We start from the raw sequence: 25,397 nt of genomic DNA, 5'->3' as shown, positions 1-25,397 counted from the left end.
TTAACCCTCCGGTAGTTCCGCGCCTCTTGCCCCGTTCTCGCCGCTAGCGTAATCGAGGGTGGAGGGCGGGCTTTTGGGTGAGGGGCCGGCCTCTCTAATTCTCAGGTTAACCGTTCGGCCGGCCCCTCACCCAAAAGCCCTGGATCGAAGCGATCGTGAAACGGGGCGCCCCCGGGACGAGGCTGCATCGCGCTGTAGTTGCGATTTCTGTTCATACCGTTTACCGTTAGGCGCAGAATGAATGTACACTTCAACGCAGTTACAATAGGGGTTAGGATCCTGTCGCTCGCGGGGTGCCTTCTATCCCTCTCATGCGTGTCAAACGAGCACGCCCGTTCAAGCTCAACTGTACAGCCGATCGATTCGAAGACCGCGAAAACGCTAATTCCCGTTCATGAATCGCACCCCAGCCCGATGACGCATCTATTTGATCCGTGCCACCCGCCCGCGTGGGCTCGCCCGAGTCCAACGCCAAACCCAAAAAGAAAGTCGCGAACGTCAAAGGAGCCTTGCCCGGGCTCTAGTAGATAGAAGCCCGGGTGCCGCTGGGCGCTCCGATGTTTCCTCACCGGGTGAGAGAAAGCGACCTCTTGAAATGAGCATTCGTTTCCACAGAGCGGTCTTTTCTATTATTGCCTGCACAGCTACCCTCAGCGCGTGCATGAGCAACGGAACTTCGTCAATTCCATATAATTCTGTCGCTCCCCGAAGCTTGACCGCGTTGCTGCATGCGACACCGGCAGAACCACTTAACCCTGCCCATCCTAACATCGTTGAGCATATCAGCTTTCTCGCAATGGGCGGAAAACATGAAATGATAGTTACCGCCAATTCGCAACACTACCAAGCACAGTCCAAGTGGCTACACTCTCTTCGCACGAGCGCCTCGCAATCACGCTCGCCGATGTCCGTAAACCAAGTCTATAATGGGAGCGGACAGGCCGGATTCGTTTACGGCCAAAGCTTCGACGATATCTATGGTACAGTAGTTGCCTGGGCGCCTGGTTTAGTGTACTTACCCGCAGCGCCCCCTGGATCAGGAAGCAGCATTCAGGATGGTAACGTAGTTGCGAATACTTTCCATGCTGGCCTAAACGTTGGAGATAATACGACTGGCTGTATCGAAGGCGGGTCCGTCTACACGGATAACGACGTATTTCCAGGGACGACGGCTGCTGATTTCTACTTTGGCGACTTGTGTACGTATCCGGGAAGTGTGAGCATCGATGCTATACCTATGGATTCAAATTTCCAATCGCGTTTTGTGCGAGATCTTGGAGACGGTATTCCAGAGGTCACCGTCGAGATCTACCAACCCGTGGGTGATCCGCAGCGTGCTTGGCACGGAGCGCTCTACGATTACAGCGCTAGCGGGTGGGCGGATGAGATGATAACAATTGGCAATTTGACACCGAGCAATCCAAACTATGGCTTTGCGCAGTACGGCTACGCGCTATTTGAAACACACCTTTACCCCGGTCCGTGCCCATCACTGCCTACAATGGAAGAAAAGAACATCCAACTAGCTGTCGAGCCAGGTATTGATTCGCAGAATTACTTCCGACTCGCGCAATCTTCTGATGCGATCGGCTCGCCAGGGAATCCAACCGGCGCGGCGTGTCTGACGAACGACGCATCCGGGCAAGGTGCGGTCTACAATTGGAGTGCCACGTCATACTCAAATGCTTGGGTCGCGACCGACCCTCATCCGATGCCTTCAAATACGCCTAACCCAAGACCGACACCACCGAACCATTGCGGAACGCGCATTTGTTACGCTCCGGTGCGGCCGATTCCGACTCCGACCGCTGCGATCCCTAATCCATAAACACGTCGTCGCGCTTCCCTGAGGGTGTCGCTAGTAGAATACAGTCGTAGCGGCACTCTCCTTGCGTCCCGCGTCCTGCAGAAGTCGCGCTTGCTGCCGAAAACAAAAAAAAACACCATAGGCGAGCAGGGACCGACGGGGACCCCTGCTCGTGCTCAGCGCGAAATAATGTAGCGCGCGCCCCAACCGCCAGCCTAAGCGTTCTTCCAGAGTTTGCGGGCTACCCAGCTGAGGGTTACGAACGAGGCGGCGGCGATCAGTAAGAAGAGGACCGTTTCGAGGAGGACGACACCCGAGTATTGGCTGCCGCCGCAGAGGGCGACGACGCTTGCGATGAGGGAGAGCTGGAAGCGGCCGAGCGGACTGGAGACGAGGCCGGCGGTGTGGCGCGCTTCGGCGACCATCGAATTGGGCGACCAGCCCAGGGTGTCGACGACGTCGGCGATCGCGCCGCGTTGATCGATGAGGAAGACCTTATCGTTGTGGATGAAGTTCGCGTCGCTCACGCGCATCGACGAGATGCCGAAGCGGTTGAGCAGGTGCTGGATCTGCGCGGGCTGCCCGGTGACGAGCGACCACGATGCGGGGTTCGCGCCGAATTGTTTGCCGTAGCGCTTGAGGATCGCCGGCGAATCGTAGACCGGATCGAGGCTTACGAGCACGAGGTGAAATTTCGCCGGATCGAGCTGGCGCTGCAACTCGCCGAACTTGGCGCTCACGAGCGGGCATTCGTCTTTATCTGGACAGCGGGTGAAGACGAAGCTGATCAGCTGGACTTTGCCCGGGAACGAACTCGCGAGATCGACGAGCTTGCCGTTTTGATCGACGAGTCGCGTCTGCGGAACGTGCGAGCCGAAATCGAGCGAATTGACCTTGCCCGGGTCGGGGAGCCCCGGCGTGAATTTCGCCGCGATGGCCGCATCGTACCAGCGCCACGGAGTCGTCGAGCGGTCCAAAAAGCCGTCGATGCCGACGCCCGGTTTTAGGGGCAGCTTGGGCTCGACGTTGTAGGCGCGGGTCAGCGCGGGCACCGTTGCGGTCACGGGGTCGTTGCGGATGATAACCGTGCCATTGCTCGCCGAGCCGAGGACGGTGCCGTGAATCGGCAGCATCGCGGTCATCAGAAGGAGCGTGTGGAGAAAACCCATGCTTCTGGTAGTTTACGCCATCTGGGCGAGGCGGTCCAACAACGTTTCCCACGTTCGCACCGCCTGCTCGCTCTTACCGGCGAGGTCGGCGAGTTCTTCGTGGAGCGCCTTGACGCGCGTGCGATCGTCGTAGAGTTCGGCCTGCGTGAAGAGGACTTCGATCTCGGCTTTGCGCGCGTCGAGCCGCGCGATATCGCGCTCGATTTTGCCGATTTTGGTTTCGAGTTGCGAGCGAGCGCGCAGCGGCGTGGTCCGGGAGCCCTTCGAGCGCTCGCCATCGTCGCGAGCGCGACCGTCGTTGGCGCGTTCGCGCTGGCGCGCTTGCGCTTCGTAGGCGTCGTAACCGCCTTCGAGCAGTCCCCAGGCGCCGTTGTCGATCCAGAGAACGCGATCGGAGAGACGCGCGAGCAGATACCGGTCGTGCGAGACGACGATGAGCGAGCCGGCGTATTCGTCGAGCACATCTTCGAGCGCTTCGCGGCTCTCGATATCGAGATCGTTCGTCGGCTCGTCGAGCAGCAAAACGTCGGCTTTGCGCGCCATCAGCCGCGCGAGCATGATGCGCCGGCGTTCGCCGCCCGAGAACGCGCTCACCGGTTTGTCGGCGGCTTCGCCGCTGATGCGCATGCGGCCCAGCAGCGTGCGCGCCTCTTCGGGCGTCACCGGCGCTGCGGCCAGCACGTTGTCGACCGCGGTCGCATCCACATCGAGTTGATCGTGGGCGTTTTGGGCGAAGTAGGCGGCGCGCGCCGCGGGATTGTAGCGAACCGTTCCGCTATCGGGCGCGGCGTCGCCGGCGAGAATTCGCAGCAGCGTCGACTTGCCGGCGCCGTTCGGGCCCACGATCGCGAGACGTTCGCCGGAGGCGACGTCGACCGCGAGATCGGTGAAGAGCGGGTGCGCGTAGGCCTTGGAGAGGGCCGTCGTTTCGAAGGCGAATCCGTTGCTCGCACGGCGGGCGGCGTGCAAGCGCACGTTGATGCGCGCCCGCGGCGCCGCGGGCGGCGGTGCTTCGAGCGCCGATTCGACGCGTGCCAGCTGCTTTTCGCGGCTGCGAACCTGGCTGTAGTCGTGCGAGCCGCGCGTAGCGCGCAGGGATGCGATTTCGGTGCGCCGCTTGTCGCGTTCGCCGACGAACTGTTCGTACGCGCGGCGCTCGGCATCCAGCCGGGCGGCGCGCTGTTCGACGTACGACGTATAGGCCGGCATTGCCGGCTCGTACGCGTGCAGATGACCGCGCTCGAGTTCCCATATCTGCGTTGCGACGCGATCCAGAAAGTAGCGATCGTGCGAGACAATCAAATACGAGCGTTTGTCGTTTGCGATAAAGCTTTCGAGCCAGCGCACGGTTTCGATGTCGAGATGATTCGTCGGCTCGTCGAGAATCAAGTAGTCGGGCGCGTCGATGAGCAGATGTGCGAGCGCCGCCTTGGCGCGCTGGCCGCCGGAGAACTCGCGCAGCGGTCGCTCGTGATCCTTGGGCGCGAAGCCGAAGGCCGCGAGCATCGTACGCAGCATCTTGTTGCGCAGCCCCCATTCGCTATCGCTGGCACGTGCGAGCGCGGCGTCGATGAGTTCTTGCAGCGTCGCCTGCGTTTCGTCGGCGACGCTCTGCGCGAGGTATCCGAGTTGCGCGTCTTTCGAACGGACGAGTCGGCCGCCGTACGGCGTTTCGATGCCCGCGAGCAAGCGCAGCAGCGACGACTTGCCGGCTCCGTTGGGCCCGACGAGGCCGACGCGGTCGCCCTCGCGCAACACGCCCGAAGCGTCGGCGAAGATCTCGCGCGCACCGTAATGGCACTCGAGATCGGTAAAGCGCAGCAGTTCCTCGCTCACGATGCGAGCGCGCGCAAATCTGCGGTGAGATCGGCGATCGGCACGTCGGCGTGAAGCACTTCGCGCAGCGATCCGTTCGGATCGATCAGGTAGAGGTAGTCGCTATGCGCGATGTCGTGGAGTTGCGGCGCGATCGAGACGCCGTAGGCCTTCCATACCGGAGCCAGTTGCGCGGCGGTGCCGGTAACGCCGATAGCGCGCACGGCGGCTCGTGCGAAAAAGGCCCGCTCGGCCGCGATCGAATCCCGACGCGGATCGATGCTCGCGAAAACGAGCCGAACCGCCGGCGTCTGCGCCGCTCGGATGGCTGCGTCGACGTGGGCGAGCGTCTGCGGGCAGACGTCGGCGCAGTGCGTGAAACCAAAGTAGAGCACGACGAGGTGGCCGCGCGCTTTGGCAAGATCGAACGTCCTGCCGACGGTCGAGGGCAAGGCGAATTCGGGTGCGGGGCGCGGCGGGACGTATGCGGTTCCGTGAAGCGCCGGGCTGCTTGCGCGAGCGCAAGCCGCGAGCAGCGCGCACGAAATCAGTGCGGCGACCGCTTTTCCGAGCCGCGAGTTCGAGCGAGGGCCGATCGCCAAGAGTCTCCTCCGCGTGTTGCGTTTGAAAGGGTGCCTAGAGGAGGATACCCGATATGCGCCCCTCGGGATGCGGCACAAGTCGCCCCGGAGGCCTGCGTTAAGGCGGTCTTGAGGAGTCTTTTGAGAAGATAGGCGAATGCAATCGAGATTTCTCGCCTCACGCCTCGTCATAGCGGCGGCGGCGCTGCTCGTGACTCTGGGCACCGCGCCGGCCGGGAACGCGGCGCCGTCGGCCGCCGATCTGCACTTTCCGCGGTACGCCCATATCTTCGTTCTTATGGATGAGAATAAATCCGACGGAGAGATCGTCAACTCGCCGGACGCACCGGCGATCACCGCGTTCGCGCATGCGTACGGCTATGCGTCGCGATTCTATGCCGAATCGCATCCGAGCGAGCCGAACTACGTCGCCCTCGTTGGCGGCTCGACGTACGGAATCGTCGACGACGCACCGCACGCCATCGACGCGCCGTCGCTGGCTACGCAATTCGCGGGCGCCGGGGTAAGCTGGAAAAATTACAACGAATCGCTGCCGAAAGCGGGTTCGCTCGCGGCCTACGCAACCGATCCGCACCCGAGCGATCTGCCCGCCGATCTGTACGTCTACGCGGCGAAACACTCGGGGTTTATCGAGTTCACCTCGGTTCGGCGCGATCCCAATCGAGCCGGCCATATCGTGGGCTTCGATCGGCTGCACGCCGACCTGCATAGCGGAGCCGTCCCGGCTTTCTCGCTAATCATCCCCAATCTCTGTAACGACATGCACGGCGTCGGCGAAGGTGATTCGCCGCCCGACTGCCGCAACGGTCATCTGCTCATCCGGCGCGGCGACCGTCACGTCAAATCGCTCGTGGACGAAATCATGGCATCGCCGGTCTGGAAACAGCCCGGCAACGCGGCAATCGTGGTGACCTTCGACGAAGACGACGCCGACGGCGCGCAGGGCTGCTGCGGGACCAATCCCAAAGATCCGGCCAACGCCGGCGGCGGCCACATTTCAACGATCGTGATCACCAATCGCGGACCGCGCGCCGTCGTCGATCCGACGCCGTACAGTCACTACTCGCTCTTGCGCACGATCGACGATGCGTTCGGCATTCATCGCTATCTGCAGCACGCAAACGATGCGGGCGTCGTACCGATGACGCGCCTCTTCGCTCCAACGCGCTGATGGGGATCGTCACGCTCGTTTTGCGAATCGCGATCGCGTTGGTTCTGATCGTTGCCGGTGCTCTGAAGGTCGGCCATTTCAACGATTTGGCGGTTGCCATCACGGGTTTCCGGCTGCTGCCGGCCGCAGTCGTCGCACCGCTTGCGGTGATCCTGCCGTTCTTTGAGGTGGGAATCGGGCTCTATCTCGCCGCCGGGCTCTTCACGCGCGGCGCGGCGATCGTGGCTGCCGCGCAATTCGCCCTGTACGGGGCCGCGATCGCCTCGGCGGTGGTGCGCCACATTCCCGCGAACTGCGGGTGTTTCGGGCCGGCAGATGCGGCGCCCACGGATTGGCCGCACGTGGCGTTCGATCTCGCGCTCGCTGCGGCGTGTGCGTTCGTGGCGTGGCAAGCGCCCGGGAGCTTTGCGCTCGATCGCCGTATGAGAGCGGAATGAATCGCCGCTCCGCCCTTTACGTAACGCTCGCGATCGTGGTCGTCGCCATCGCGGCCGCCATCTATTTCGCGCGCCGGCCCTCGACCATCTCGCCGCTCGCAACGCAGACTGCCGCGCCGGTCGCGCCGAAAATCGCCGTGGGCGGGCGCGCGCCGGAGTTCCAAGCCTTGACCACGCAAGGCCTCTTCGATCTCAACAAGACGAAGAAGCCCGTGTTCCTCGAGGTCTTCGCAACGTGGTGTCCGCACTGCCAACGCGAGACGGCGGTTATCGACGAACTCTACCGCGCCAATCTCGGCAAGGTCGCGTTCGTCGCCGTCTCCGGCAGCAACGTTGGAATCGACGGCCAAACCCCCGAGACGGCGGCCGATGTCTTACGCTTCGCGCAGCAGTTTCACGTGAAGTATCCGGTTGCGTACGACGGCGAACTCACCGTCGCCAATCGTTACCTGCAAGGCGGCTTCCCGACGATCGTCATCATCGATCGCTCGAAACACATCACCTACGTCAACTCCGGCGAAGTCCCCGCCGACCAATTGAACGCCGAACTGCAAAAAGTATTGTAGCTTCCGTCCTTCGACAAGCTCGTCCGACAGGCTCGTCCTTCGACAGGCTCGTCCTTCGACAGGCTCGTCCTTCGACAGGCTCAGGATGACAAGGGAGGTGCTTTGTCATGCTGAGCTTGTCGAAGCACGAAGCGCGAAGCTACTGTAGCCGCGTTGTTCGAAAGCTCGTCGTTCGACAGGCTCGTCCTTCGACAGGCCGTCCTTCGACAGGCTCAGGATGACATGGGAGGTGCTTTGTCATGCTGAGCTTGTCGAAGCACGAAGCGCGAAGCTACTGTAACCGCGTCGTTCGAAAGCTCGTCGTTCGACAGGCTCGTCCTTCGACAGGCTCCGTCCTTCGACGGGCTCAGGATGACAAGGGAGGTGCTTTGTCATGCTGAGCTTGTCGAAGCACGAAGCGCGAAGCGCGAAGCGCGCGGGGTTAGTCGTTGGGCGGGAAGATGTAATAGGGCGGCGGGACGAGCGGTTTGCCGACCTCGAGCGTGATTTCTTGATGGGCGAGTAGTGCGATCGCATGGAGGTCGCCGTCGTAGGGGGCGCCGTTAACGTAGGCGGTTACGGGGCCTTTGAACGGGCCGACTTGCGACTTCGAGAGCGGCGTTCCCCAGATATCGAACATCATGCCGAGCGTGAACGGACCGCCGCTGGGCGGATGCAGCTGCGGCGACTCGATGTGAACGATGCCGTCGGTGCCGTGCGTGTGAATCCAATACAGACACGCGCCGCTGGGCGATGTGAGGTCGGGTGCGATACCGATCGACTGCGGGATCTGCATCTGTACGCCGTTGACGAAGAGCGAAAGATGCGCGTGCACGTGCAGGCGTACGCCCTCGGTCGTTTCGCACGCGATGCCGTCGACGGCCGAGCCCAACCCGCCGGTTTTTGAATCGGCGGTGGCGCCCTTATTGTGCTCGAAGGGTTTGCCGATCGGCTGCAGGTCGGCCAATTGAATTGGCTTGGCGGAGGCGTCCGGTCCCGGCGTCGGCGTCGCGATCGCGACGGCATATTGGTGGTCTTGCACCTGGCGCGCGATGAAAAATGCCAGAAAGATCGCGACGAGAACGACCAAGAAACCGAGGTATATCGGTATCATCGGGTCGCGGCGGCGTGGGCCATCGGTATTCGATCCGCGCGTTTGGCGCCGGCGGTCGGCGCGTGTCGGTTGTCCCATTGCGCCGCTATTTGACTGCGGCGGTTGCGGGTGCCTGCGCCGGGTCGAGCCGGGCGTCGCTTACGAGGTAGTTGCGGACGTAGTCGTCGACCGCCGTTTCCAGCGGCTGGATCGGCCGATCGTACCCGGCGGCGCGCAGCCGCTCGATTCGCGCGCACGTAAAATATTGATATTTCTCGCGCAACTCCGGCGGCATCGGCACGAATTCGATGCGCTCGGGCAGATCGAGGGCGCGGAAGATCGGCCGCACCAAATCCAGCCACGTATGGGCGCTGCCCGACCCGATGTTGAAAAGACCGTACGCCGGTGCGGAGGCCAGATGCAGGCTCATCTCTACGGCATCCTTGACGTAGAGAAAATCGCGCCGCTGCTCGCCGTCGCGGAACTCGGGGCGGTAACTGCGAAAGAGCTCGACCACGCCGCGTTCGCGAATTTGACGATAGGCCTTGTCGACGAGGCTGCGCATGCCGCCCTTGTGCTGTTCGTTGGGACCGAAGACGTTGAAGTATTTAAGCCCGGTGATGTGATCGAGCAATCCGCTGCGCCGCGCGTAGAGATCGAAGCGATGCTTCGAATAGGCGTACATGTTGAGCGGGCGCAGGCTTTGGAGATCGCACTCGTCGGAGAGGTTTTCCTCGAGAGGGCCGTAGGTCGCCGCCGAGGACGCATAGACGAACCGCACGCCGCGCTCGGCCGCCCAATGCGCGAGATGCTTCGTGTACGCATAGTTATTGCGCATCAAATAGGCCGAGTCGGTCTCCGTGGTTGCCGAGCACGCGCCGAGATGGAAGACGGCCGCGACGCCGTCGAAGGCGCCGGGCGATTCGAGAACGCGCCGTTCGAACTCGTCGGCGTCGAGATAGTCGGCGTAACGCAACGGAACCAAATTGCGCCACTTCTCGCTGCTGTCGAGGCGGTCGACCACGAGGATGTCGTCGAGCCCGCGGCGATTGAGCGCCCATACGAGCGCCGAGCCGATTAGGCCGGCGCCACCGGTAACGACGAGTTGTCCGCGTGAGAGGTCGTGCATGCTGTCCCTTCGGTCGAGCGACTCTCGGAGTTCAAGGTGGGAAATGCCCGAGTCCTTCGTGAAGAATCTGATCCGTGAACGTGGGACACCGCTCCATCGTCGCGGTCGCCTTGATCGCGGCCCTTGCAGGCGCTCTACCATATACGGGTGCGACGGCCCACGCATCGGGTATTCGCGATCGCATCCGGCGCCACCAGGAGCAGATCCACCAGACGCACCTGCGCTTGGAACGCAAGAAAGATCAGCTGCAATTCGAGCGGATGCGCGAGCGGGATCTGCGCGATCAACTCGACCGAACCAACGGTGCGATCGCCGGCGTCAACGTTCGAATAGCCGGATTGCAGAGCCTCGCCGAGGCCAACCGGCACCGGATCGCGTTCGCCCAGACGCAGCTCGCAGCCGCCCAGCGCTCGCTGCAGCTCCACGACGACCTCTACAAGAAGCGTCTGGTTCAAATTTACGAACACGGCAGCCAAAACTATCTCGACGTACTCTTGAGTTCGCGCTCCTTTTCGGAGTTTGTGGAGCACTGGCACGACGTGCAGCTCTTGCTCAAGGCGAATAGCCGCGCGATCGCCGTGCGGCAAGTTGCGGTGAAGAACGTCTCGCGCGCGAAACAACGGCTCGACGAGCGGCTGGTCCAGCTGGAAAACGAGCAGCAGCAACAGGCGCAGGCACGATCGCAGCTGGCCGGCTTGGCCCAAGAACGCGTCGCGCTGGTCTCCGCTGCCGACGTGCAACGCGTTTCCGTCGCGGGCGAAGTGCACCAGCTCGAGGAGATTTCGGCGCAGGAAGAAGCACAGTTGGAAGCCGACATTCGCGCGCAACAGGAAGAGATCGCGCGTGAGAATGCGGCGAAAGGCATCGTCCCGCAAGTCCCGCCGGGCGCCGGCGAATTCATGTGGCCCGTCAACGGACCGATCACGTCGCCCTTTGGCTGGCGCCCCAATCCGTACGGCGGCGGCGGTGGCGAAATGCATCCTGGGATCGATATCGGCGTTCCATCCGGAACGACCGTGCAGGCCGCAGCCGGCGGGCGCGTTATCATCGCGGGCTGGGTGAGCGGGTACGGTAACTACGTCGCGATCGATCACGGCGGCGGGATCTCGACCGGGTACGGCCACATGTCGCAGATTTTCGTAAGCGTCGGCCAAGAAGTGCAAAAAGGTCAGGCGATTGGAGCCTCCGGCTGCACCGGCCGCTGCACCGGCCCGCACGTGCACTTCGAAGTTCGCAAGAACGGCTCGCCGGTCGACCCGAACCCCTATCTACACTAGCGCTACGAACTTCTCGCCGTCAGCGTCCACGACGCGACGTAGTTGCGCTCGCCGCCCCGAAACTGCAGCCAGAACTTGTAGGCTCCCGCGCGCGGCGCCGCAATAAGGAATTGCAGCTTCGGCGAAACCGGCGCGTCGGGCGGAATCGGCGCCATCATCGACATGACCGCATCGCCGCAATCGTCGGTACCCATCATCTCCATCATCATCGCGTCCATCGCGTGCACGTGCAGATATGAAAGGTCGGCTGCCCCGATCAACACGCCGTGCCCCATCGCGCCGAGGTACGGGTGCAGGCCGGTCGCGAGTTTGCCGTTTTTTCTGATCTCAACGTGAAAGAGCGCCGGTTCGCCGACCGGAATCGTCAGGCGGCTTATCCGAACCGTATAGGGACCCGCCCGCACGAGATTCGAGGTCGGCGCCAACGGTCGCGCCGCCAACGCGACCGCCGGCCGCGCGACCGGCAGATCGAAGCGAAAGATCTGCCGCCCCAAACCATGCGCGACGCCGTCGTAGTACAAATGATAGAGACCGGCGTGCGGCAGCCGCAGCCGCAGCCGGAAATGTCCGTCTGCCCCCAACACCGGATGCACGTGCATGAACGCGTGCAGATCGTCGCTCACGACGATCAAGTGCACGCGTTTGGTCATATCCCAATCGTATGCGCGTACGACGCGCGTCCCGTCGCGCGCGACCTCGTTCAAATTCACGACGAGCGGATCGCGTTCGGGCTTCGCGATCAGGTGTGCCCGAATCGCCGGGCTGCCGCCCCGCGCTCCGGTGACGAGCACCGGAACGCCCGGGACGAGCAGCCCTAGCGCGACCGCCAGGTTGACGAGCGCGAGCGAGAGTTGGACTAAAACGGCGCGGTCACTCGCAGCAACACGTTACGGCCGCTCGCGACTTGCGTGGTGTTGAAGCCGTTGGCGATCTTGATGATGTATTGATGATCGAGCACGTTGGTAACGTCGAGGTCGAAGCCGAGCGAGCGCGATCCGTTCTTACCGGCCTCTTTGCCCAAAGCCAGATCGAAGGTGAGGTGCGCCGGCAGCCGGTCGGGGCCGCTCTGGAATTGCACCGGATACCCGGTGCCGTACTCGCCTTGCAGCGTCGCAAAGAAGGTACGATCGGTCCCGAAACGGTGCGTATACGCGCCGTTGGCCTCGTACGTTTGATCGTGATCCTCCGGCTGGTACGACGCCGCCGTGATCGGCCCGGGCGGGTTGGGATTGGGGCCGAAGAGGAACGTCGAGCCCGAAACGCCGGCCGCCTCGGCGTGCGAGATCGTGCCGGAGAGGAAGAACGAATCGGCGATCCCGGCGCTGCCCGCAAGTCGAAACTCGACGCCCTCGTCGCGCCCGATGGCGTTGTTGAAGACCGCGAAGAGGGGCGTGTTGAGCAGCTGCGTCGTGTCGAGCACGTTGGAGGCGCGACGATCGAAGAAGTTCACGTAGCCGTTAAGACGCGGCGAGAACGTGTGCGCGACGCCCATCTCGAAGTACGAATCGGTCTCCGGCTTAAGATCGTAGACCGGAATCGCCGGGCAGCCCGAAAGCGCCACGCAGGCTTGGCGCACGTCCTCGAGTTGCGGCGCCGCATAAAAGCGGCCGTAGTAGAAGTGTACGACGTTCTTGGAGTCCGGCGCGACGTTTACGCCGATGCGCGGGCTCAGTTGATTGCCGCCGGTAAAGCCGGTCGAGTGATCGTATCGCAGCCCGTAGCTCACGGAGAGCGCGCGGGACGGCGACCACTTATCTTCGGCGTAAACGCCGATCTGGGAGCCAGGTTGAGAAACATTCTCGTTGACGTTGGGCTGGCCGCCCTGTGCGAAGGTTTGCACCGCGTTGAAATATTCGTGGGTGAGATCGATGCCGACCTTGATCGAGTGATGCGCGAGCGCCCGGAAATCGGAGACGCGCAATCCGGCGTAGCTGGCCCGGCGGTCTTGCCGCAGCCCGACCAGATTCGTGGGCGTGCCCGTGCTCGGATCGGGCTGCGTGGCGAGCACGTCGTTGTGTAGATCCCCTTCGTAGGCGATGCGCGTGTAGCGGGCCCAGGGGATGAATTGAAAGACGCCGTTTCCATCTTTCGAGACGGCCGTGAAATTGAGGTTCGCATACCGGTCGTACTCACGCTGCACGTCATCGGTCCCCGGCAGGCTCACCTGCGGGTCGGTCGGATTGTTGGCGCTCGTGTTGATCGGAATTTGGAACTGCGCGAGCTGGTTTGAGAAGTCGAACCCGAGCGAGTCGCGCGCGCCGATCGGCGCGATCACGCGCAGGAATTGATCGGATTGCGAACTGTTGTCGTGGATCGGATTGAACGTGGGCGTGTCGAGACCGCGCGTGCTACGCTGACTGTTGGCATTGAAGAAGAGTTCGGTCTTCCCGAACTTGGATGCCGTGTCGAAACTGGCGAGCGTTTGACCGTAGTTTCCTACCCCGCCGGAGATCGAACCGGCAAACGGCTGCGTGAGATCGTTGATGCGCGAGGTCACGATGTTCACGACCGCGCCTTCGCGGTTTCCGCCGTATTCGGCCGGAAACGCGCCGGTGAGGATTTCGACCGAGTCGATATTCTTCGGGTCGATCAGCTCGGCAAAGTTGGAACTGGTGGCCTGCGGAATCGGAGCGCCGTCGATCTCGTAGCTCAATCCGTGAAATCCGTGCGCGACGGGCTCACCGTACGAGAACTTTACGATGCCCGGCACGGTCTGTACCACGCTGTTGAGGCTGTTGTTGGTGGGCAGCGCGGCGAGTTCTTGACGGCCGATCGCATTGACCGAGACGGGATTCCCCGAGGCCCCGGCCCGCGCGGAAACCGCCGCGCTGCCGATGATCTTCAGATCGCCGAGCGCGAGATTGACCGTGGAGACCGAGTCCGAACTCACATCGAGGGAGACTCGCTTATCGGGCACTCCCGAATAGTGCGCCACCAGCGTGTACGTGCCGAACGGAACGAGCGCGAAGATGTAGTTGCCCGCGGCATCGGAGGTCGTTTGGAGCAGGGTCCCGTCGGCCTTGAGCGTGAGTTCGACGCCGGCTTTGGGCGCGTTGTTGACGATCACATTCCCGCGCACGACGCCGGTGGTGGCTGCAATCGCGGGTAGACCCGTACAGCAGAAGAGTGCGGCCATGAGTGCCGCAGCAAAATATCGCATAAAACCTTCCTGAAAACGCAAAGACGGAGTGGAGTCTTGGCGCCGAAGCGCCGGATGCGTTACGCGAAGGCCGGAGGCGGACGAGCGAAGCGGCGGGTATGCGCGAGGCGCGAGGTGGCCCTCGGCGCACGGTGCTCCGTGAGGCTGACGGGAGCCGGTTCGCGCTTGCGCGTCTGCAGCGCGGTAAACCGCAGGGTGATCGCTGCGAACGTTCGCACGAAGGCGCGGGCGAGCAGCGTGAGCAGGAGCGCGCAGAGAACCGCGGCGGCGAGACCCGCGAGTCCGATTCCGCGGCCCTCAAGCGCTTCGAGGGATGTAAACCAGCACAATGCGGCGAGCGCGAGCGCGAGCGGACCTGGCAGGTATGCCGTGGCGCAGGCGGCGAGGATCGAGCCGCTCTGGACGCGTCGCGTTCCCAGCAGACAGCCGACGGCAATGGTGACGGCGACGGCCGCGGCGAGCGACGAGGCGGATTCAACGACTTCGTTGTGATGAATACCGGCCAGGACGTGGGCATGACCGAAAAGCGCCGCGTGCGCCAAAACGGCGGCGGGCAAACCGAGCAGCAGCGCGCCGGCTAGCTTCGCGATCCGCTTCATTAGGGATCATCATAGGCACACCTGACGGGGAATTCAACTAGGTAGGTCGGCGAAAGGATACTCCTTTCGACCAGATTTCGGAACCCGGCCCTGGGCGGGCGGGTATTAGGTCGTGAATCCACAAGGGGGGACGTTGAGGCCGCGTCTAAGAGACGGCCCCCACCCGGAGCTCACCCCGAACCGGCCACTGCGAAGGAAGCGTGCCATTCTATGAACGCCAGATTACCCGTCGAAAATTCCGACACGGTCAGCCTGATCTGTGCGTTGCTCGTGCGCTTTCCCGAGATCGCATCGTTGCGCTCGACGCCGGGCGAAGGCACCGTGCGCGTGAGCTTCGCGGTCCGCGCGCGTCTCGATCGCCGGGCGCAGACAGCCGTTGCGGCCAGCGTGGAGGAGCACGTTGCCGGATTCCTCGCCCTCGACGGTCTCGCGGACGGGCGCGTGATCGCGGTCGAGTCCGAATCCGACCGCGCGATGACCTTCGTCCACGTCACCCGCGACCTCGAGAGCTTTACCAAAGACGAGCTCGTCATGGTGACCGCACTGATGACGGAGCGCTTCGGCGAAACGCTGGTGCGCAATCCGGTGCAAGACGAACATCCCGACGAGGATCCCGCGGCGCAAGAAGAAGCGGTCGAGTACGCGATCGAAGCGATGCGCGATCCGACGCAGTCGAAGAGTTTGGTGGGGTTCCGCGAAGAGAAGCGCGTACTGGTGTATTTCTTGAAATCACAAAAGAAAGCGAAGGCATCGGCTCGCCGCTAGCTACTCTCACCCTGCTCGTGATCGGGGACGTCGTTGGATCTCCCGGTCGCGACACCCTCAAGCGCTGCATTCCCTTTGCGCGCGATCAATATAACGTAGACGCCTGCATCGCCAACGGCGAGAACGCCGCGGGCGGTTTCGGCTTGACCGCGCAGACCGCCGAAGAAATGTTCGAGACCGGCGTCGATTTCATCACCAGCGGAAACCACATCTTCGATAAGCGCGACTTCAAAGCGTACCTGGAGACGAGCGAGCGGGTGATTCGGCCGGCGAATTATCCGCCCGGTCTGCCCGGCCGCGGTTCGGGCACGTTTGTGGCAAACGGCGTGACCGTCGGCGTGCTTAACGTGATGGGCCGCACCTTCATGCCGCCGGTCGACGACCCGTTTCGCGTGGTCGACGCGGAGTTGGCGGACCTCGGACGCTTGACGAAGATCATCGTGGTCGACATTCACGCCGAGGCTACGAGCGAGAAAGTGGCCCTCGGACGCTACCTGGATGGGCGCGTCTCCGCGATCTACGGAACCCACACCCACGTCCAGACGGCGGACGAGCACATTCTCCCTGGGGGAACCGCCTATTTGACCGACGTGGGCATGACCGGTCCCACCGATGGGGTCATCGGGATGGAGGCGGGCCCCGTGCTGGACCGGTTTACGACCGGATTCTCCGAGCGGTTTTCCGTTCAAAAAACCGGAACCAAACAGTTTTGCGCCGCGGTTGTAAGGATCGACGTTGAGACGGGTCGGGCGACTGAGATCAAACGCATCTTTCAACGAGGCATAGCATGATCGGCAATCCAGCAAAGCATGTTACCACCAGCGTCCTGAAAGTCTCCGCGAAGAGCAATCCGAACTCCGTGGCCGGCGCATTGGCGGCGGTGCTGCGCGAGCGCGAGTCGGCCGAACTGCAAGCCGTCGGCGCCGGTGCGATCAACCAGGCGGTCAAGGCGATCGCCATCGCGCGTACGTATCTGCGCGGCGGCGAGATCGATCTCGCGTGCGTCCCTTCATTTATAGACGTCGAGATCGAGGGCAACGAACGTACCGGCATCTCGCTAGCCATCGAACGCCGCCCACACGTAGCCGGTTGATCGTAGACTTTCACTCTCACACGCTCGAGAGCGACGGGAGTCTGAAACCACAGGCGCTCGCCGATCTTATGGTCGAGCGCGGCGTCACGGTCTTTTCGATATCCGATCACGACACGCTGGCCGCATACGGCCAATTCGAACTCCCCAAACACGTTCGCTTGGTGACCGGGATCGAGATCAACACGACCTACAACGCAAACGAAGTGCACATCCTCGGATATCGACTGCCGCTTGGCGATTCAACGCTGGTCGGAATCTTGGAGCGCAACCGCGCGGAGCGGCGCAAACGAATGGAACGCATGGTCGGCGCGCTGACGGCCTCGGGCTATCCGATCACGATGGCCGAGGTCGAGGCCGAGGCCGACGGCGGTGCCGTGCTCGGTCGCCCGCACGTTGGGAAAGCGTTGATACGCAAAGGGCTCGTCGGCGATATCGAGAGCGCGTTTCGCACGCTCTTGCGGCGCGGCAAACCCGGGTACGTTCCGGCCGACCACATCGGTCCGCACGAGGCCATCGAGGCGATCGTTGCGGTTGGCGGGGTTCCGGTGCTCGCGCATCCGGGGCGGCTTCACGATTACGAGATCATCGACGAGCTTGCGGAGCACGGACTGCGCGGGCTCGAAGTCTTTTACCCCTCACACGAACCCGCGCAGGTGCATCACTTTCGCGAAAAGGCGGCGCGCCACGGGCTCGTGATGAGCGGCGGCTCGGATTTTCACGACATCCGCTATAACAAACGGGGCGTCGGCATGGATGTCGAACCCGACGACATCGCCCCCTTCTTGGAGCTCGTTTCGTGAAACTGTTGGCAGCCGGTCTTCTCGCCGGCCTCTTGCTATCTCCGGCGCGGGCGGGCGCGCAACCAAATTCGTCGGCGACGGTGCAGGCGACGCTCTCCAACGGGCTGCACGTCGTTTTGCTGCCCAACAAACTCGCGCCGGTCGCGACGACGATCGTAACCTACGGCGTCGGCTCCGACGACGACCCGCTGCCGGGCGTCGCGCACGCGACCGAACACATGATGTTCCGCGGCACGAAAGATGTCTCGGCTGGCCAGCTCTCGGACATGGCGGCTCGCGCGGGCGCGCAATACGACGCGTCGACGACCAACGAATACACGCAATACTATTTTAAAGTGCCGTCGTCGTACGTGGGGCTCGCGCTCCGCCTCGAGGCCGACCGCATGACCGGTGCGCTGGATCGAGCCTCCGATTGGAAGAGCGAGCGCGGCGCGATCGAGCAGGAGATCCGCGCCGACGACAGCGTTCCGGGCGCGAGCATCGGCGTAAAATTGCGCCGCGCATTTTTCGGCGATTCGCCGTTTGCAAACGATGCGGGCGGCACGGTCGCGAGCTTCGAGACGATGACCGCCGCCGATATCGCCGCGTTCTACCACGCCTGGTATCACCCGAACAACGCGACCGTCACGGTCGCGGGCGACATCGATCCGCAAACGACCTTGGCGCGGATTAAGACGCTTTTCGGCGGTATTCCCGCCGTGCCGTTACCCGCGCATAAAACGATCGTCTTGCAGCCGATTGCGAACACCGTCATCGACGACAAGATCGATCTGCCGGTGCCCGCGACGGCGCTCGGTTATCGCATGCCGGGCAGCGGAAGCGCCGACGAAGCGGCCGTGCGCGTGCTGATCGAGGCGCTCAATAACGGTCGCGGCCCGCTGGTCGATCTGGTCGCGCAAGGCAAAGTATACATCGCGCTCGCACTCGAGAGCGCGTATCCCGAAGTCGGGATCGGCGAAGTGCTCGCCGTCGCTGCGCCCGGAACGGATCCTAAGACGACGCAAGCCGCGCTTGCGGATATTATCGAAACGTATCGCAAGAATGGCGTTCCGGCCGATTTGGTGCAGGCGGCGAAGACGCGCCTGCTCGCGTCGGCCGATTATCGCGAGGCCTCGATTTCGGGCCTCGCCTTCAGCTGGGCGGCCGCGCTCGCCGAACACCGGACCTCGCCCGACACGATCTATGCGGCGATCGACAAGGTGAGCGAAGCCGACGTCAATCGCGTCCTCGCGACCTATTTCGATCCCACCCATCAAGTGTCGCTGCTGCTGCACCCCAAGCCGATGAGCTCGATCCCGAAGGTCGATCCCAACGCCGGGGTTGAGAACGTGAAATATACGGCAACGGTGCACGAACCGTTACCCGCTTGGGCGCTCGCGTATTTCAAGGCGCCGCTTCGGGCACCCCACGATGCGGGGCGCGTCGTAACGATGCACCTTCGCAACGGCATCACGCTGACCGTTCTGCCGGAAGTCTCGTCCCCGACGGTCGTTCTTTCGGGCGTGATTCGAACGAGTCCGGAGCTTTACGAGCCGCGCGGCAAAGACGGCGTGGCGACGCTCGTTGAAGGCTTGCTTCCCTACGGCACCACGACGTACGATCGCAAGGAGTATCAGGCCCAACTCGATGCGATCGCGTCGAACGAATCGCTGGGCTCGGGCTTCGACCTGACCGTGCAGGCGCAAAATTTCGATCGCGGCATCGCGTTGCTGGCCGACGGTCTGCTGCACCCGGCGTTTCCCGCGGCATCGTTTCAAATTCTCAAAGCCCAAAACGTATCGGCACTCGCCGCGTCGATGAAGCTGCCGCAGACGCAAGCCTCGATCGCACAACGCAACGCGCTCTATCCGGTCGGCGATCCGCGCCGGCGACGGGCGACGCCGGCGACCGTTTCGGCGATAACGCTCGACGACGTGAAGCGTTACTACGCGTTTGCCTACCGCCCCGACCTCACGACGATCGCGATCGTTGGAGATATTACGCCGGCTCAAGCGCGGGAGACCGTGAATAAATATTTCTCCTCGTGGCGCGCCGCAGGCAAGCCGCCGAATTTCAAGCTCCCACAACTCAAGAGCAGCAGCGAAAAGGCGGAGTCGGTAACGGTAACCTCGCCGACGAATCAGCAATCGCAGGTTACGCTCACGCAGACCCTCGACGTGCGGCGAACCGATGCGGATTACATCCCGCTCGAACTGGCCAACACGATCCTCTCCGACGAGGGCACGGGCTCGCTCTTTTTCGAGGATTTGCGCAAACGCAAGGGCTACGTTTATTCGGTCGACTCTTCGATGTCGATCGGCCGCAGCGAATCGAGCTTTACGATTAATTTCGCATCGGATCCCAAAAACGTCGATCGGGCTCAGGCCGCAGCCTTTGCCGATTTGCGCGCGCTCTCGCGAACGCCGCTCCCCTCGGTGGACGTGCAGCGTGCGAAAGCGCTCTTACTCGCGCAGCGAATTCTGCCGCTCGATAGCTACGGCGGCGTCGCCTCCAATATTTTGGACAACGCGCGCTACGGGCTCACCACCCGCGACGCCGATGCGTTTTGGACGCGGCTGCTGGCAACCACGCCGCTGCAGATTCGCAACGCGATGCGGCGCTGGATTCATCCGAATCATTTCGTACGCGTGATCGTCGCCCCCGGGCGCTGATCACGCGCGCGGCCGCAGCAATTCGTTTACGGCCGTTCGGACGCCGGCGAGGGTTGCATTAGCTTCGCGTTCGTATCGTCCGATCGTTTCGCTCTGCAGCGCGATGAGTTCGGTGTCTTTCATGAAGCGGTGGTTGATGCGCACGTTGTACGCGCACGCGGCAGCGCCGGCGTGCGCGAATTCGGCCGCGCAGCCGACGTCGCTCGCTAGGTTGGCATTGCGGATCTCGAGCATCTCGACCGTCAGCCGGAGAACCGCGACCGCTTGCTTTGCCGCGCCGAGCGGCTCCGCCGCGGCGCCGTGCAGCGCGTGCTCCAGCGACCGGGCGCGCGCGGCTTTTTCCGCGTCGGTCGAGCGCGGCAGGGCCGTTGCGGCGACGACGCGATCGAAGGCGGCCTCGTCGCGGATGCGCCGCTCGAGCAGATCGGCGCGCAGCCCATCGGCTCGCTCGATGAGCGAGCGAGCCAAGTCGTGCTGGCCGGCGTATTTGGGATTGGTCGAGCAGATACGCGCGACCATCGCTACGAGCGAGGCGCCAGTAGCTGCGACGATTATCGCAGCGCTGCCGCCTCCCGGCGTGGGCCATTCCGAAGCGAGGGCGGTCAGGTACGCATCGATGCTCTGCACCCGAGATTCATTAGCTGGCGGGGGTGCGAACTCTTGTGGACGAATAGAGCGCGGTTCACCGCTTTTCCGTGAGGATCGAATGACCGTAGCCGAACAGACTGCCGCCACGTGCGGCGATGTCAAAGACCGCAATTTGGCCGAGCAAGGGCGCTCGCGTATCGCTTGGGCGGCTTCGTACATGCCCGTGCTCGCGCAGATTCGCGAACGCTTTGCGCGCGAGAAACCGCTCGCCGGCGTACGCATCGGCGCCTGTCTGCACGTGACCACCGAAACCGCTAATTTGATGTTAGCCCTGCAAGCCGGCGGTGCCGAGATCGCGCTCTGCGCGTCGAACCCGCTCTCGACGCAGGACGACGTCGCGGCCGCGCTCTGCGAGTACGGCATTCCCACGTTCGCAATTAAGGGCGAAGACGAGGCAGTCTATTACAGTCACATCGAGGCCGTCATCGCGACCAAGCCGCAGATGTCGATGGACGACGGCTGCGATCTCGTCACGACGATCTACACCAAGCATAACGCGCTGCTCGCCGACATGATCGGCGGCTGCGAAGAGACCACGACCGGCGTGATTCGTCTCAAAGCGATGCAGAAGGACGGCGTCTTGCCGTATCCGGTCATCGCGGTCAACAACGCGCTCACCAAGCACATGTTCGACAACCGCTACGGAACGGGTCAATCGACGCTCGACGGCATCATCCGCGCGACCAACGTGCTGCTCGCGGGCCGCACGCTCGTCGTGGTCGGCTACGGTTGGTGCGGCCGCGGTGTCGCATCGCGAGCGACCGGTATGGGCGCGCACGTCGTAGTCTGCGAAGTCGATCCGCGCAAGGCGCTCGAAGCCGTCATGGACGGCCATCGCGTAATGCCGATGTCCGATGCGGCCAAGCTCGGCGACGTCTTCGTGACGGTGACCGGCAATTATCACGTCATTCGCGAAGAACATTTCAGCGTGATGAAAGACGGCGCGCTGGTCTGCAATTCGGGACACTTCAACGACGAGCTCGACCTCGACTCGATCGAAAAGCTGGGCCAGGGCCGCAAGACCAAACCGCGCGAGTTCGTGGAGCAGTACGAATATCACGACGGCCGCAAGGTGTGCATTCTCGGCCAAGGCCGCTTGATCAACCTCGCCGCCGGCGAAGGCCATCCGGCCTCCGTCATGGACATGTCGTTTGCCAACCAGGGTATGTCGGCCGCGTATCTCGCGCAGAATTACAAGTCGCTCGAGAAGCAAGTCTACGACGTTCCCGAGGCGATCGACGAAGAAGTTGCGGAACTCAAACTCGCTTCGATGAATATCGAAGTCGACGTACTGACGCCCGCACAAGTTAAATATATGGCTTCATGGTCGGAGGGAACCTAATCTCGATGGCATACCGTCGTTTATTCACCAGCGAATCGGTGACCGAGGGTCATCCCGATAAACTCGCCGATCAAATCTCCGATGCCGTGCTCGATGCGATCCTCAAAGACGATCCCAACGGGCGCGTCGCGGTGGAGACCTTCGCGATCACGGGGCAGATTCACATCGCGGGCGAGGTGACCACCACGACGTATATCGATATCCCCGGCATCGTGCGCGACACGATCAAGGCCGTGGGATACGATCATTCGTCGGTGGGATTCGATTACGAAACCTGCGGCGTGAGCGTCTCGATCGACGAGCAGTCGCCCGACATCGCAATGGGCGTGGATAACTCGCTCGAGGCCAAAGACGGCGACAAGGATCAATACGACAAGATCGGCGCCGGCGATCAGGGCATGATGTTCGGTTACGCGTGCCGCGAGACCGACGAGTTGATGCCGCTGCCGATCGTCCTCGCGCACAACCTCACGCGCCGCCTCTCCGAGTTGCGCAAGACCGGCGAGCTGAAATACCTGCGCCCCGACGGAAAATCGCAAGTCACCGTGGAGTACGTTGACGATAAACCCGTGCGCGTGGATGCGGTCGTCATCTCGACGCAGCACGATCCCGACGTCTCGCTCGAACAGATTCGCGCGGACGTCACCGAAAAGATCATCAACCAAGTTATTCCGCAGAAGCTGCGCGACGAGAACACCCGCATCTACGTCAATCCGACGGGACGCTTCGTGATCGGCGGCCCCAAAGGCGACGCCGGTCTGACCGGCCGCAAGATCATCGCCGATACCTACGGCGGGATGGCGCGCCACGGCGGCGGCGCTTTCTCGGGTAAGGATCCCACGAAGGTCGATCGCTCGGCGGCCTACGCCGCCCGTCACGTGGCCAAGAACCTGGTGGCGGCGGGACTCGCGGATCGCTGCGAAGTGCAGGTTGCCTATGCAATCGGCGTGGCGCATCCCATGAGCGTGCTGGTGGAAACCTTCGGGACCGGCAAGCTGCCCGAAGCCCAACTCGCCGAACTGGTGAAGACCACGTTCGACTTGCGGCCGGCAGCGATCATCGCCAACCTCAACCTGCGCCGTCCGATCTATTTGCAGACCGCTGCGTACGGCCACTTTGGACGCCCGGACCTCGACCTGCCCTGGGAGCGCCTCGACAAGGTCGACGCCCTCAAGGCGGCCGTAAAGGCCGGGGGCGAGGCCCTCAAGGTTCCCGACTTCGCGTAATCTACGCTCGGTCGCCCACCAAAACAAACGAGCCTTCTCATTGAGAAGGCTCGTTCACTAGGTGAAGTAGTTCCGCCGGGGCAAGCAATTATGACGCGCCCGCGGCTTCACAAAAGGAGATCTGATGAGCTTTCGGAGCAAATTCTCGGCACTCGCCATCGCAGCGGCATTGGGGGCAACGGCCTTCGCGTCCGCGCCGCTGACGGCCCAGGCCGCCTACTCGATCACGCTTTCAAAGGGCGATTCCGTCAACGCCGTGATGAACGGCTCGCTCGACAGCGGCACCGCCCAAGTCGGCGACCGGTTCACCATGCGCGTGGTTTCGCCATACCCGGAAGACGATCAAGATTTGGCCAACGCCGTAATCAACGGCGAAGTGATCAAGGTCACCCCGGCCGGTCAGGGACGCAATCCCGAACTCGATCTTTCGTTCAATACGATCACGCTCCAAAACGGCACATCGTATCCGCTCGAAGCGCAGATGACGGGCGGCGGACCGAAGCAGCAAACGCGTAACGGCGGGCACGTGGCGCTCACGACCATCGGCGGCATGGTGCTGGGCAATATCCTCGGCAAAACGATTCTTCACACGAACGTGGGCGGCGCCGCGGGTGCCGCGGGCGGATTCCTCATCGGCTACAACAAGAAGTCGAACGTGGCGCTCACGCAGGGTACGAGCGTTTCGCTAACGCTGACTCGTCCGCTCGTGGTGCGTCGTCAGGCCAGTCACTACTAACTCCGGCAAGAACGCTCCGCTTGCGCGACTACGGCGCCCGAGTATCTCGGGCGCCGTAGTGCGTTTAGGCTGAAAATGCGGCCGATTCAGTGCGCGGGCGACCCAAGCAGCTGCTCCGCTTGTTCTTTGGTCAGCTCCTTGAGGTAGCGGTCGGTATTGGGCTGTTGAAGGCGTCCCTCGTTGAGCGTTCCGGCATCGACCGGAACGAAGCCGCAATCCGCGATCAGCCCGGCGACGGTGTTTTTCGCGATCGGGTCGTCACCGCAGTAGAAGACGGCGATGCCTTGCTCCGTTCGATCGAGCAGCGTTTGCGCTTTAAGGGTATTGAACGCCTTCACCACGCTGGACTGCGGAATCTTTTTCGCGACGATTTCGCTCGACGACTCGTTTTCGGGCAGTTCCTGGATCGTGAAATCCGGATTGTACGGGTTGGTGGTATCGATCACGACCTTGCCCGAGATATCGCCGGCCTTCGCCAGCGCTTCGTCGATTTGCGTCCAAGGAGGCGAAAGCACGATGACGTCGGCGCAGAGCACCGCGTCGTACGGCGTCGCGGCTTTAGATTCGTTGCCGGCATCGCGCGCGAGATTTTCGAGTTTGGCCTCGTCGTGCGAGAAACTGTAATAGAGCTTGTGACCTTTTCGCGCCAGCAGTTTCCCGAGATTTCCGCCAATGTGGCCTGAGCCTATTATCCCGATATTCATGGCTTCATCGTACCCAGAAATGGGCGAGGGGCCGGTCTCTGGGGCCGGCAAGAAGGGCCAAATCCGCGTTCGCAGAATCATCGACGCCGACCACCTGTTCCGGATTAGCTCAGTTGGTAGAGCAGCTGACTGTTAATCAGCGGGTCGCTGGTTCGAGTCCAGCATCCGGAGCCATGTGAAACCCCGCCAAGTCTAAAATTTGGCGGGGTTTTTCTTTTTTTTCGGTGAGCTCGTTTGGACGTGCGGCCAGCTATCGACGGCCCGATATTGGGTCGAAAATGCGACGTATCCCGCCGACGAAATTGCTGTGCGGTTTAGTCACCGCCTCGTTGCAATTCGTCCCTACCCCAACGATCCAAATCCACGAACATGCCGATGTCCTCGCGACTCCGTCGACGGGCACTAGGTTCTTGGTCACACGAAGCGGAACGCTCGCTTTCGAAGGAAAGCCGGCCGCGGGGAGCCCAGGCGCGATCGTTCTTAAAACCTCGGTTCGGTGTCCATACGGGCGGCTCTGGTCAGGATGACCGCTTTGCTAGCACTTTCCACCCAGGAGGGGACCCATGTTCACGGCGTTTCTTGTAGCCGCAGCCATCGTTATTGCCATGTCGACCGGGGGCGGATCGGG

23 protein-coding genes and 1 tRNA gene are annotated in these 25,397 nt (G+C 62.6%); 14 read left to right on the top strand and 10 right to left on the bottom strand.

Annotated features, from left to right (window positions below):
* Window positions 1–712: 712 nt before the first annotated feature.
* On the top strand, window positions 713–1,828 hold the full coding sequence (locus VIG32_01210; protein HEY8296628.1) for a hypothetical protein: 1,116 nt from the start codon (window positions 713–715) through the stop codon (window positions 1,826–1,828).
* A gap of 194 nt (window positions 1,829–2,022) precedes the next feature.
* Here the strand turns inward: VIG32_01210 and VIG32_01205 are convergent, their stop codons facing one another.
* Genes VIG32_01205 through VIG32_01195 form a run of 3 tightly spaced genes read right to left on the bottom strand, consistent with a single transcriptional unit; the run spans window position 2,023 to window position 5,393 of the window.
* Window positions 2,023–2,976, bottom strand: coding sequence for an SCO family protein (locus VIG32_01205; GenBank protein HEY8296627.1), 954 nt, complete (start codon window positions 2,974–2,976; stop codon window positions 2,023–2,025).
* Between the two features lie 12 nt (window positions 2,977–2,988).
* Entirely contained in the window at window positions 2,989–4,812 is a 1,824-nt protein-coding gene (locus VIG32_01200) for an ABC-F family ATP-binding cassette domain-containing protein (protein HEY8296626.1), read from the bottom strand.
* On the bottom strand, window positions 4,809–5,393 hold the full coding sequence (locus VIG32_01195; GenBank protein HEY8296625.1) for an SCO family protein: 585 nt from the start codon (window positions 5,391–5,393) through the stop codon (window positions 4,809–4,811). The genes VIG32_01200 and VIG32_01195 overlap by 4 nt, the downstream gene beginning before the upstream one ends.
* A gap of 136 nt (window positions 5,394–5,529) precedes the next feature.
* Here VIG32_01195 and VIG32_01190 point away from each other — a divergent pair, with 136 nt between their 5' ends.
* The 3 genes from VIG32_01190 to VIG32_01180 are packed head-to-tail and all read left to right on the top strand — an operon-like array spanning window position 5,530 to window position 7,567.
* Window positions 5,530–6,564 (top strand): alkaline phosphatase family protein, encoded by a 1,035-nt coding sequence (locus VIG32_01190; GenBank protein ID HEY8296624.1) that lies wholly within the window; start codon window positions 5,530–5,532, stop codon window positions 6,562–6,564.
* The gene (locus VIG32_01185) at window positions 6,564–7,001 is read left to right on the top strand and encodes a MauE/DoxX family redox-associated membrane protein (GenBank protein ID HEY8296623.1); all 438 of its coding nucleotides are present in this window, start codon (window positions 6,564–6,566) and stop codon (window positions 6,999–7,001) included. The genes VIG32_01190 and VIG32_01185 overlap by 1 nt, the downstream gene beginning before the upstream one ends.
* A complete protein-coding gene (locus VIG32_01180) occupies window positions 6,998–7,567 on the top strand; it encodes a TlpA disulfide reductase family protein (GenBank protein ID HEY8296622.1) in 570 nt (189 codons plus the stop codon). The genes VIG32_01185 and VIG32_01180 overlap by 4 nt, the downstream gene beginning before the upstream one ends.
* 421 nt (window positions 7,568–7,988) lie before the next feature.
* Here VIG32_01180 and VIG32_01175 read toward each other — a convergent pair whose 3' ends face one another.
* Together VIG32_01175 and rfaD are read right to left on the bottom strand one after the other, a co-directional pair.
* A complete protein-coding gene (locus tag VIG32_01175; protein HEY8296621.1) occupies window positions 7,989–8,660 on the bottom strand; it encodes a hypothetical protein in 672 nt (223 codons plus the stop codon).
* Between the two features lie 85 nt (window positions 8,661–8,745).
* The gene (rfaD, locus tag VIG32_01170) at window positions 8,746–9,768 is read right to left on the bottom strand and encodes an ADP-glyceromanno-heptose 6-epimerase (GenBank protein ID HEY8296620.1); all 1,023 of its coding nucleotides are present in this window, start codon (window positions 9,766–9,768) and stop codon (window positions 8,746–8,748) included.
* Window positions 9,769–9,848: 80 nt separating this feature from the next.
* On the opposite strand from rfaD, the gene VIG32_01165 reads away from it, so the two are divergent.
* Window positions 9,849–11,045, top strand: a complete 1,197-nt coding sequence (locus VIG32_01165) for a peptidoglycan DD-metalloendopeptidase family protein (protein ID HEY8296619.1) — start codon at window positions 9,849–9,851, stop codon at window positions 11,043–11,045.
* 2 nt (window positions 11,046–11,047) lie between these two features.
* Here VIG32_01165 and VIG32_01160 read toward each other — a convergent pair whose 3' ends face one another.
* The 3 genes from VIG32_01160 to VIG32_01150 all read right to left on the bottom strand — a co-directional run bounded on the left by VIG32_01160 (window position 11,048) and on the right by VIG32_01150 (window position 14,804).
* The gene (locus VIG32_01160) at window positions 11,048–11,836 is read right to left on the bottom strand and encodes a hypothetical protein (GenBank protein HEY8296618.1); all 789 of its coding nucleotides are present in this window, start codon (window positions 11,834–11,836) and stop codon (window positions 11,048–11,050) included.
* Window positions 11,837–11,901: 65 nt separating this feature from the next.
* Window positions 11,902–14,205 (bottom strand): TonB-dependent receptor, encoded by a 2,304-nt coding sequence (locus tag VIG32_01155; GenBank protein ID HEY8296617.1) that lies wholly within the window; start codon window positions 14,203–14,205, stop codon window positions 11,902–11,904.
* A gap of 59 nt (window positions 14,206–14,264) precedes the next feature.
* A complete protein-coding gene (locus VIG32_01150; protein ID HEY8296616.1) occupies window positions 14,265–14,804 on the bottom strand; it encodes a hypothetical protein in 540 nt (179 codons plus the stop codon).
* A 210-nt stretch (window positions 14,805–15,014) separates the two neighbouring features.
* Between VIG32_01150 and VIG32_01145 the strand changes: the two genes are divergently transcribed.
* From VIG32_01145 to VIG32_01125, 5 genes are read left to right on the top strand one after another with little or no spacing between them, the layout of a single operon-like run.
* Complete coding sequence (locus VIG32_01145; protein ID HEY8296615.1) at window positions 15,015–15,569, top strand: hypothetical protein; 555 nt, start codon at window positions 15,015–15,017, stop codon at window positions 15,567–15,569.
* Window positions 15,570–15,586: 17 nt separating this feature from the next.
* On the top strand, window positions 15,587–16,360 hold the full coding sequence (locus VIG32_01140) for a TIGR00282 family metallophosphoesterase (protein ID HEY8296614.1): 774 nt from the start codon (window positions 15,587–15,589) through the stop codon (window positions 16,358–16,360).
* Complete coding sequence (locus VIG32_01135; protein HEY8296613.1) at window positions 16,357–16,662, top strand: stage V sporulation protein S; 306 nt, start codon at window positions 16,357–16,359, stop codon at window positions 16,660–16,662. Before VIG32_01140 ends, VIG32_01135 begins: the two co-directional genes overlap by 4 nt.
* On the top strand, window positions 16,659–17,462 hold the full coding sequence (locus VIG32_01130; protein ID HEY8296612.1) for a PHP domain-containing protein: 804 nt from the start codon (window positions 16,659–16,661) through the stop codon (window positions 17,460–17,462). Before VIG32_01135 ends, VIG32_01130 begins: the two co-directional genes overlap by 4 nt.
* Window positions 17,459–20,113, top strand: a complete 2,655-nt coding sequence (locus VIG32_01125) for a pitrilysin family protein (protein ID HEY8296611.1) — start codon at window positions 17,459–17,461, stop codon at window positions 20,111–20,113. The genes VIG32_01130 and VIG32_01125 overlap by 4 nt, the downstream gene beginning before the upstream one ends.
* On the opposite strand, the gene VIG32_01120 is transcribed toward VIG32_01125, so the two are convergent.
* Window positions 20,114–20,740 (bottom strand): cyclodeaminase/cyclohydrolase family protein, encoded by a 627-nt coding sequence (locus VIG32_01120; GenBank protein HEY8296610.1) that lies wholly within the window; start codon window positions 20,738–20,740, stop codon window positions 20,114–20,116.
* A 79-nt stretch (window positions 20,741–20,819) separates the two neighbouring features.
* Between VIG32_01120 and VIG32_01115 the strand changes: the two genes are divergently transcribed.
* From VIG32_01115 to VIG32_01105, 3 genes are all read left to right on the top strand, one after another.
* Window positions 20,820–22,103, top strand: coding sequence for an adenosylhomocysteinase (locus VIG32_01115; GenBank protein ID HEY8296609.1), 1,284 nt, complete (start codon window positions 20,820–20,822; stop codon window positions 22,101–22,103).
* Between the two features lie 5 nt (window positions 22,104–22,108).
* On the top strand, window positions 22,109–23,329 hold the full coding sequence (gene metK / locus VIG32_01110) for a methionine adenosyltransferase (GenBank protein HEY8296608.1): 1,221 nt from the start codon (window positions 22,109–22,111) through the stop codon (window positions 23,327–23,329).
* A 124-nt stretch (window positions 23,330–23,453) separates the two neighbouring features.
* Window positions 23,454–24,065 (top strand): hypothetical protein, encoded by a 612-nt coding sequence (locus VIG32_01105; GenBank protein HEY8296607.1) that lies wholly within the window; start codon window positions 23,454–23,456, stop codon window positions 24,063–24,065.
* 86 nt (window positions 24,066–24,151) lie between these two features.
* On the opposite strand, the gene VIG32_01100 is transcribed toward VIG32_01105, so the two are convergent.
* Window positions 24,152–24,769 carry an NAD(P)-binding domain-containing protein gene (locus VIG32_01100; GenBank protein HEY8296606.1) on the bottom strand — a complete coding sequence of 206 codons (618 nt, stop codon included), beginning with the start codon at window positions 24,767–24,769 and terminating at the stop codon, window positions 24,152–24,154.
* A gap of 98 nt (window positions 24,770–24,867) precedes the next feature.
* On the opposite strand from VIG32_01100, the gene VIG32_01095 reads away from it, so the two are divergent.
* Window positions 24,868–24,943 (top strand) — tRNA-Asn (locus VIG32_01095).
* The last annotated feature ends 454 nt before the right edge of the window (window positions 24,944–25,397 follow it).

Source organism: Candidatus Baltobacteraceae bacterium, from assembly GCA_036559195.1.
In the GTDB taxonomy this organism is placed as follows: Bacteria; Vulcanimicrobiota; Vulcanimicrobiia; order Vulcanimicrobiales; family Vulcanimicrobiaceae; genus JALYTZ01.
This window is presented reverse-complemented; position numbering and strand designations above follow the sequence as displayed.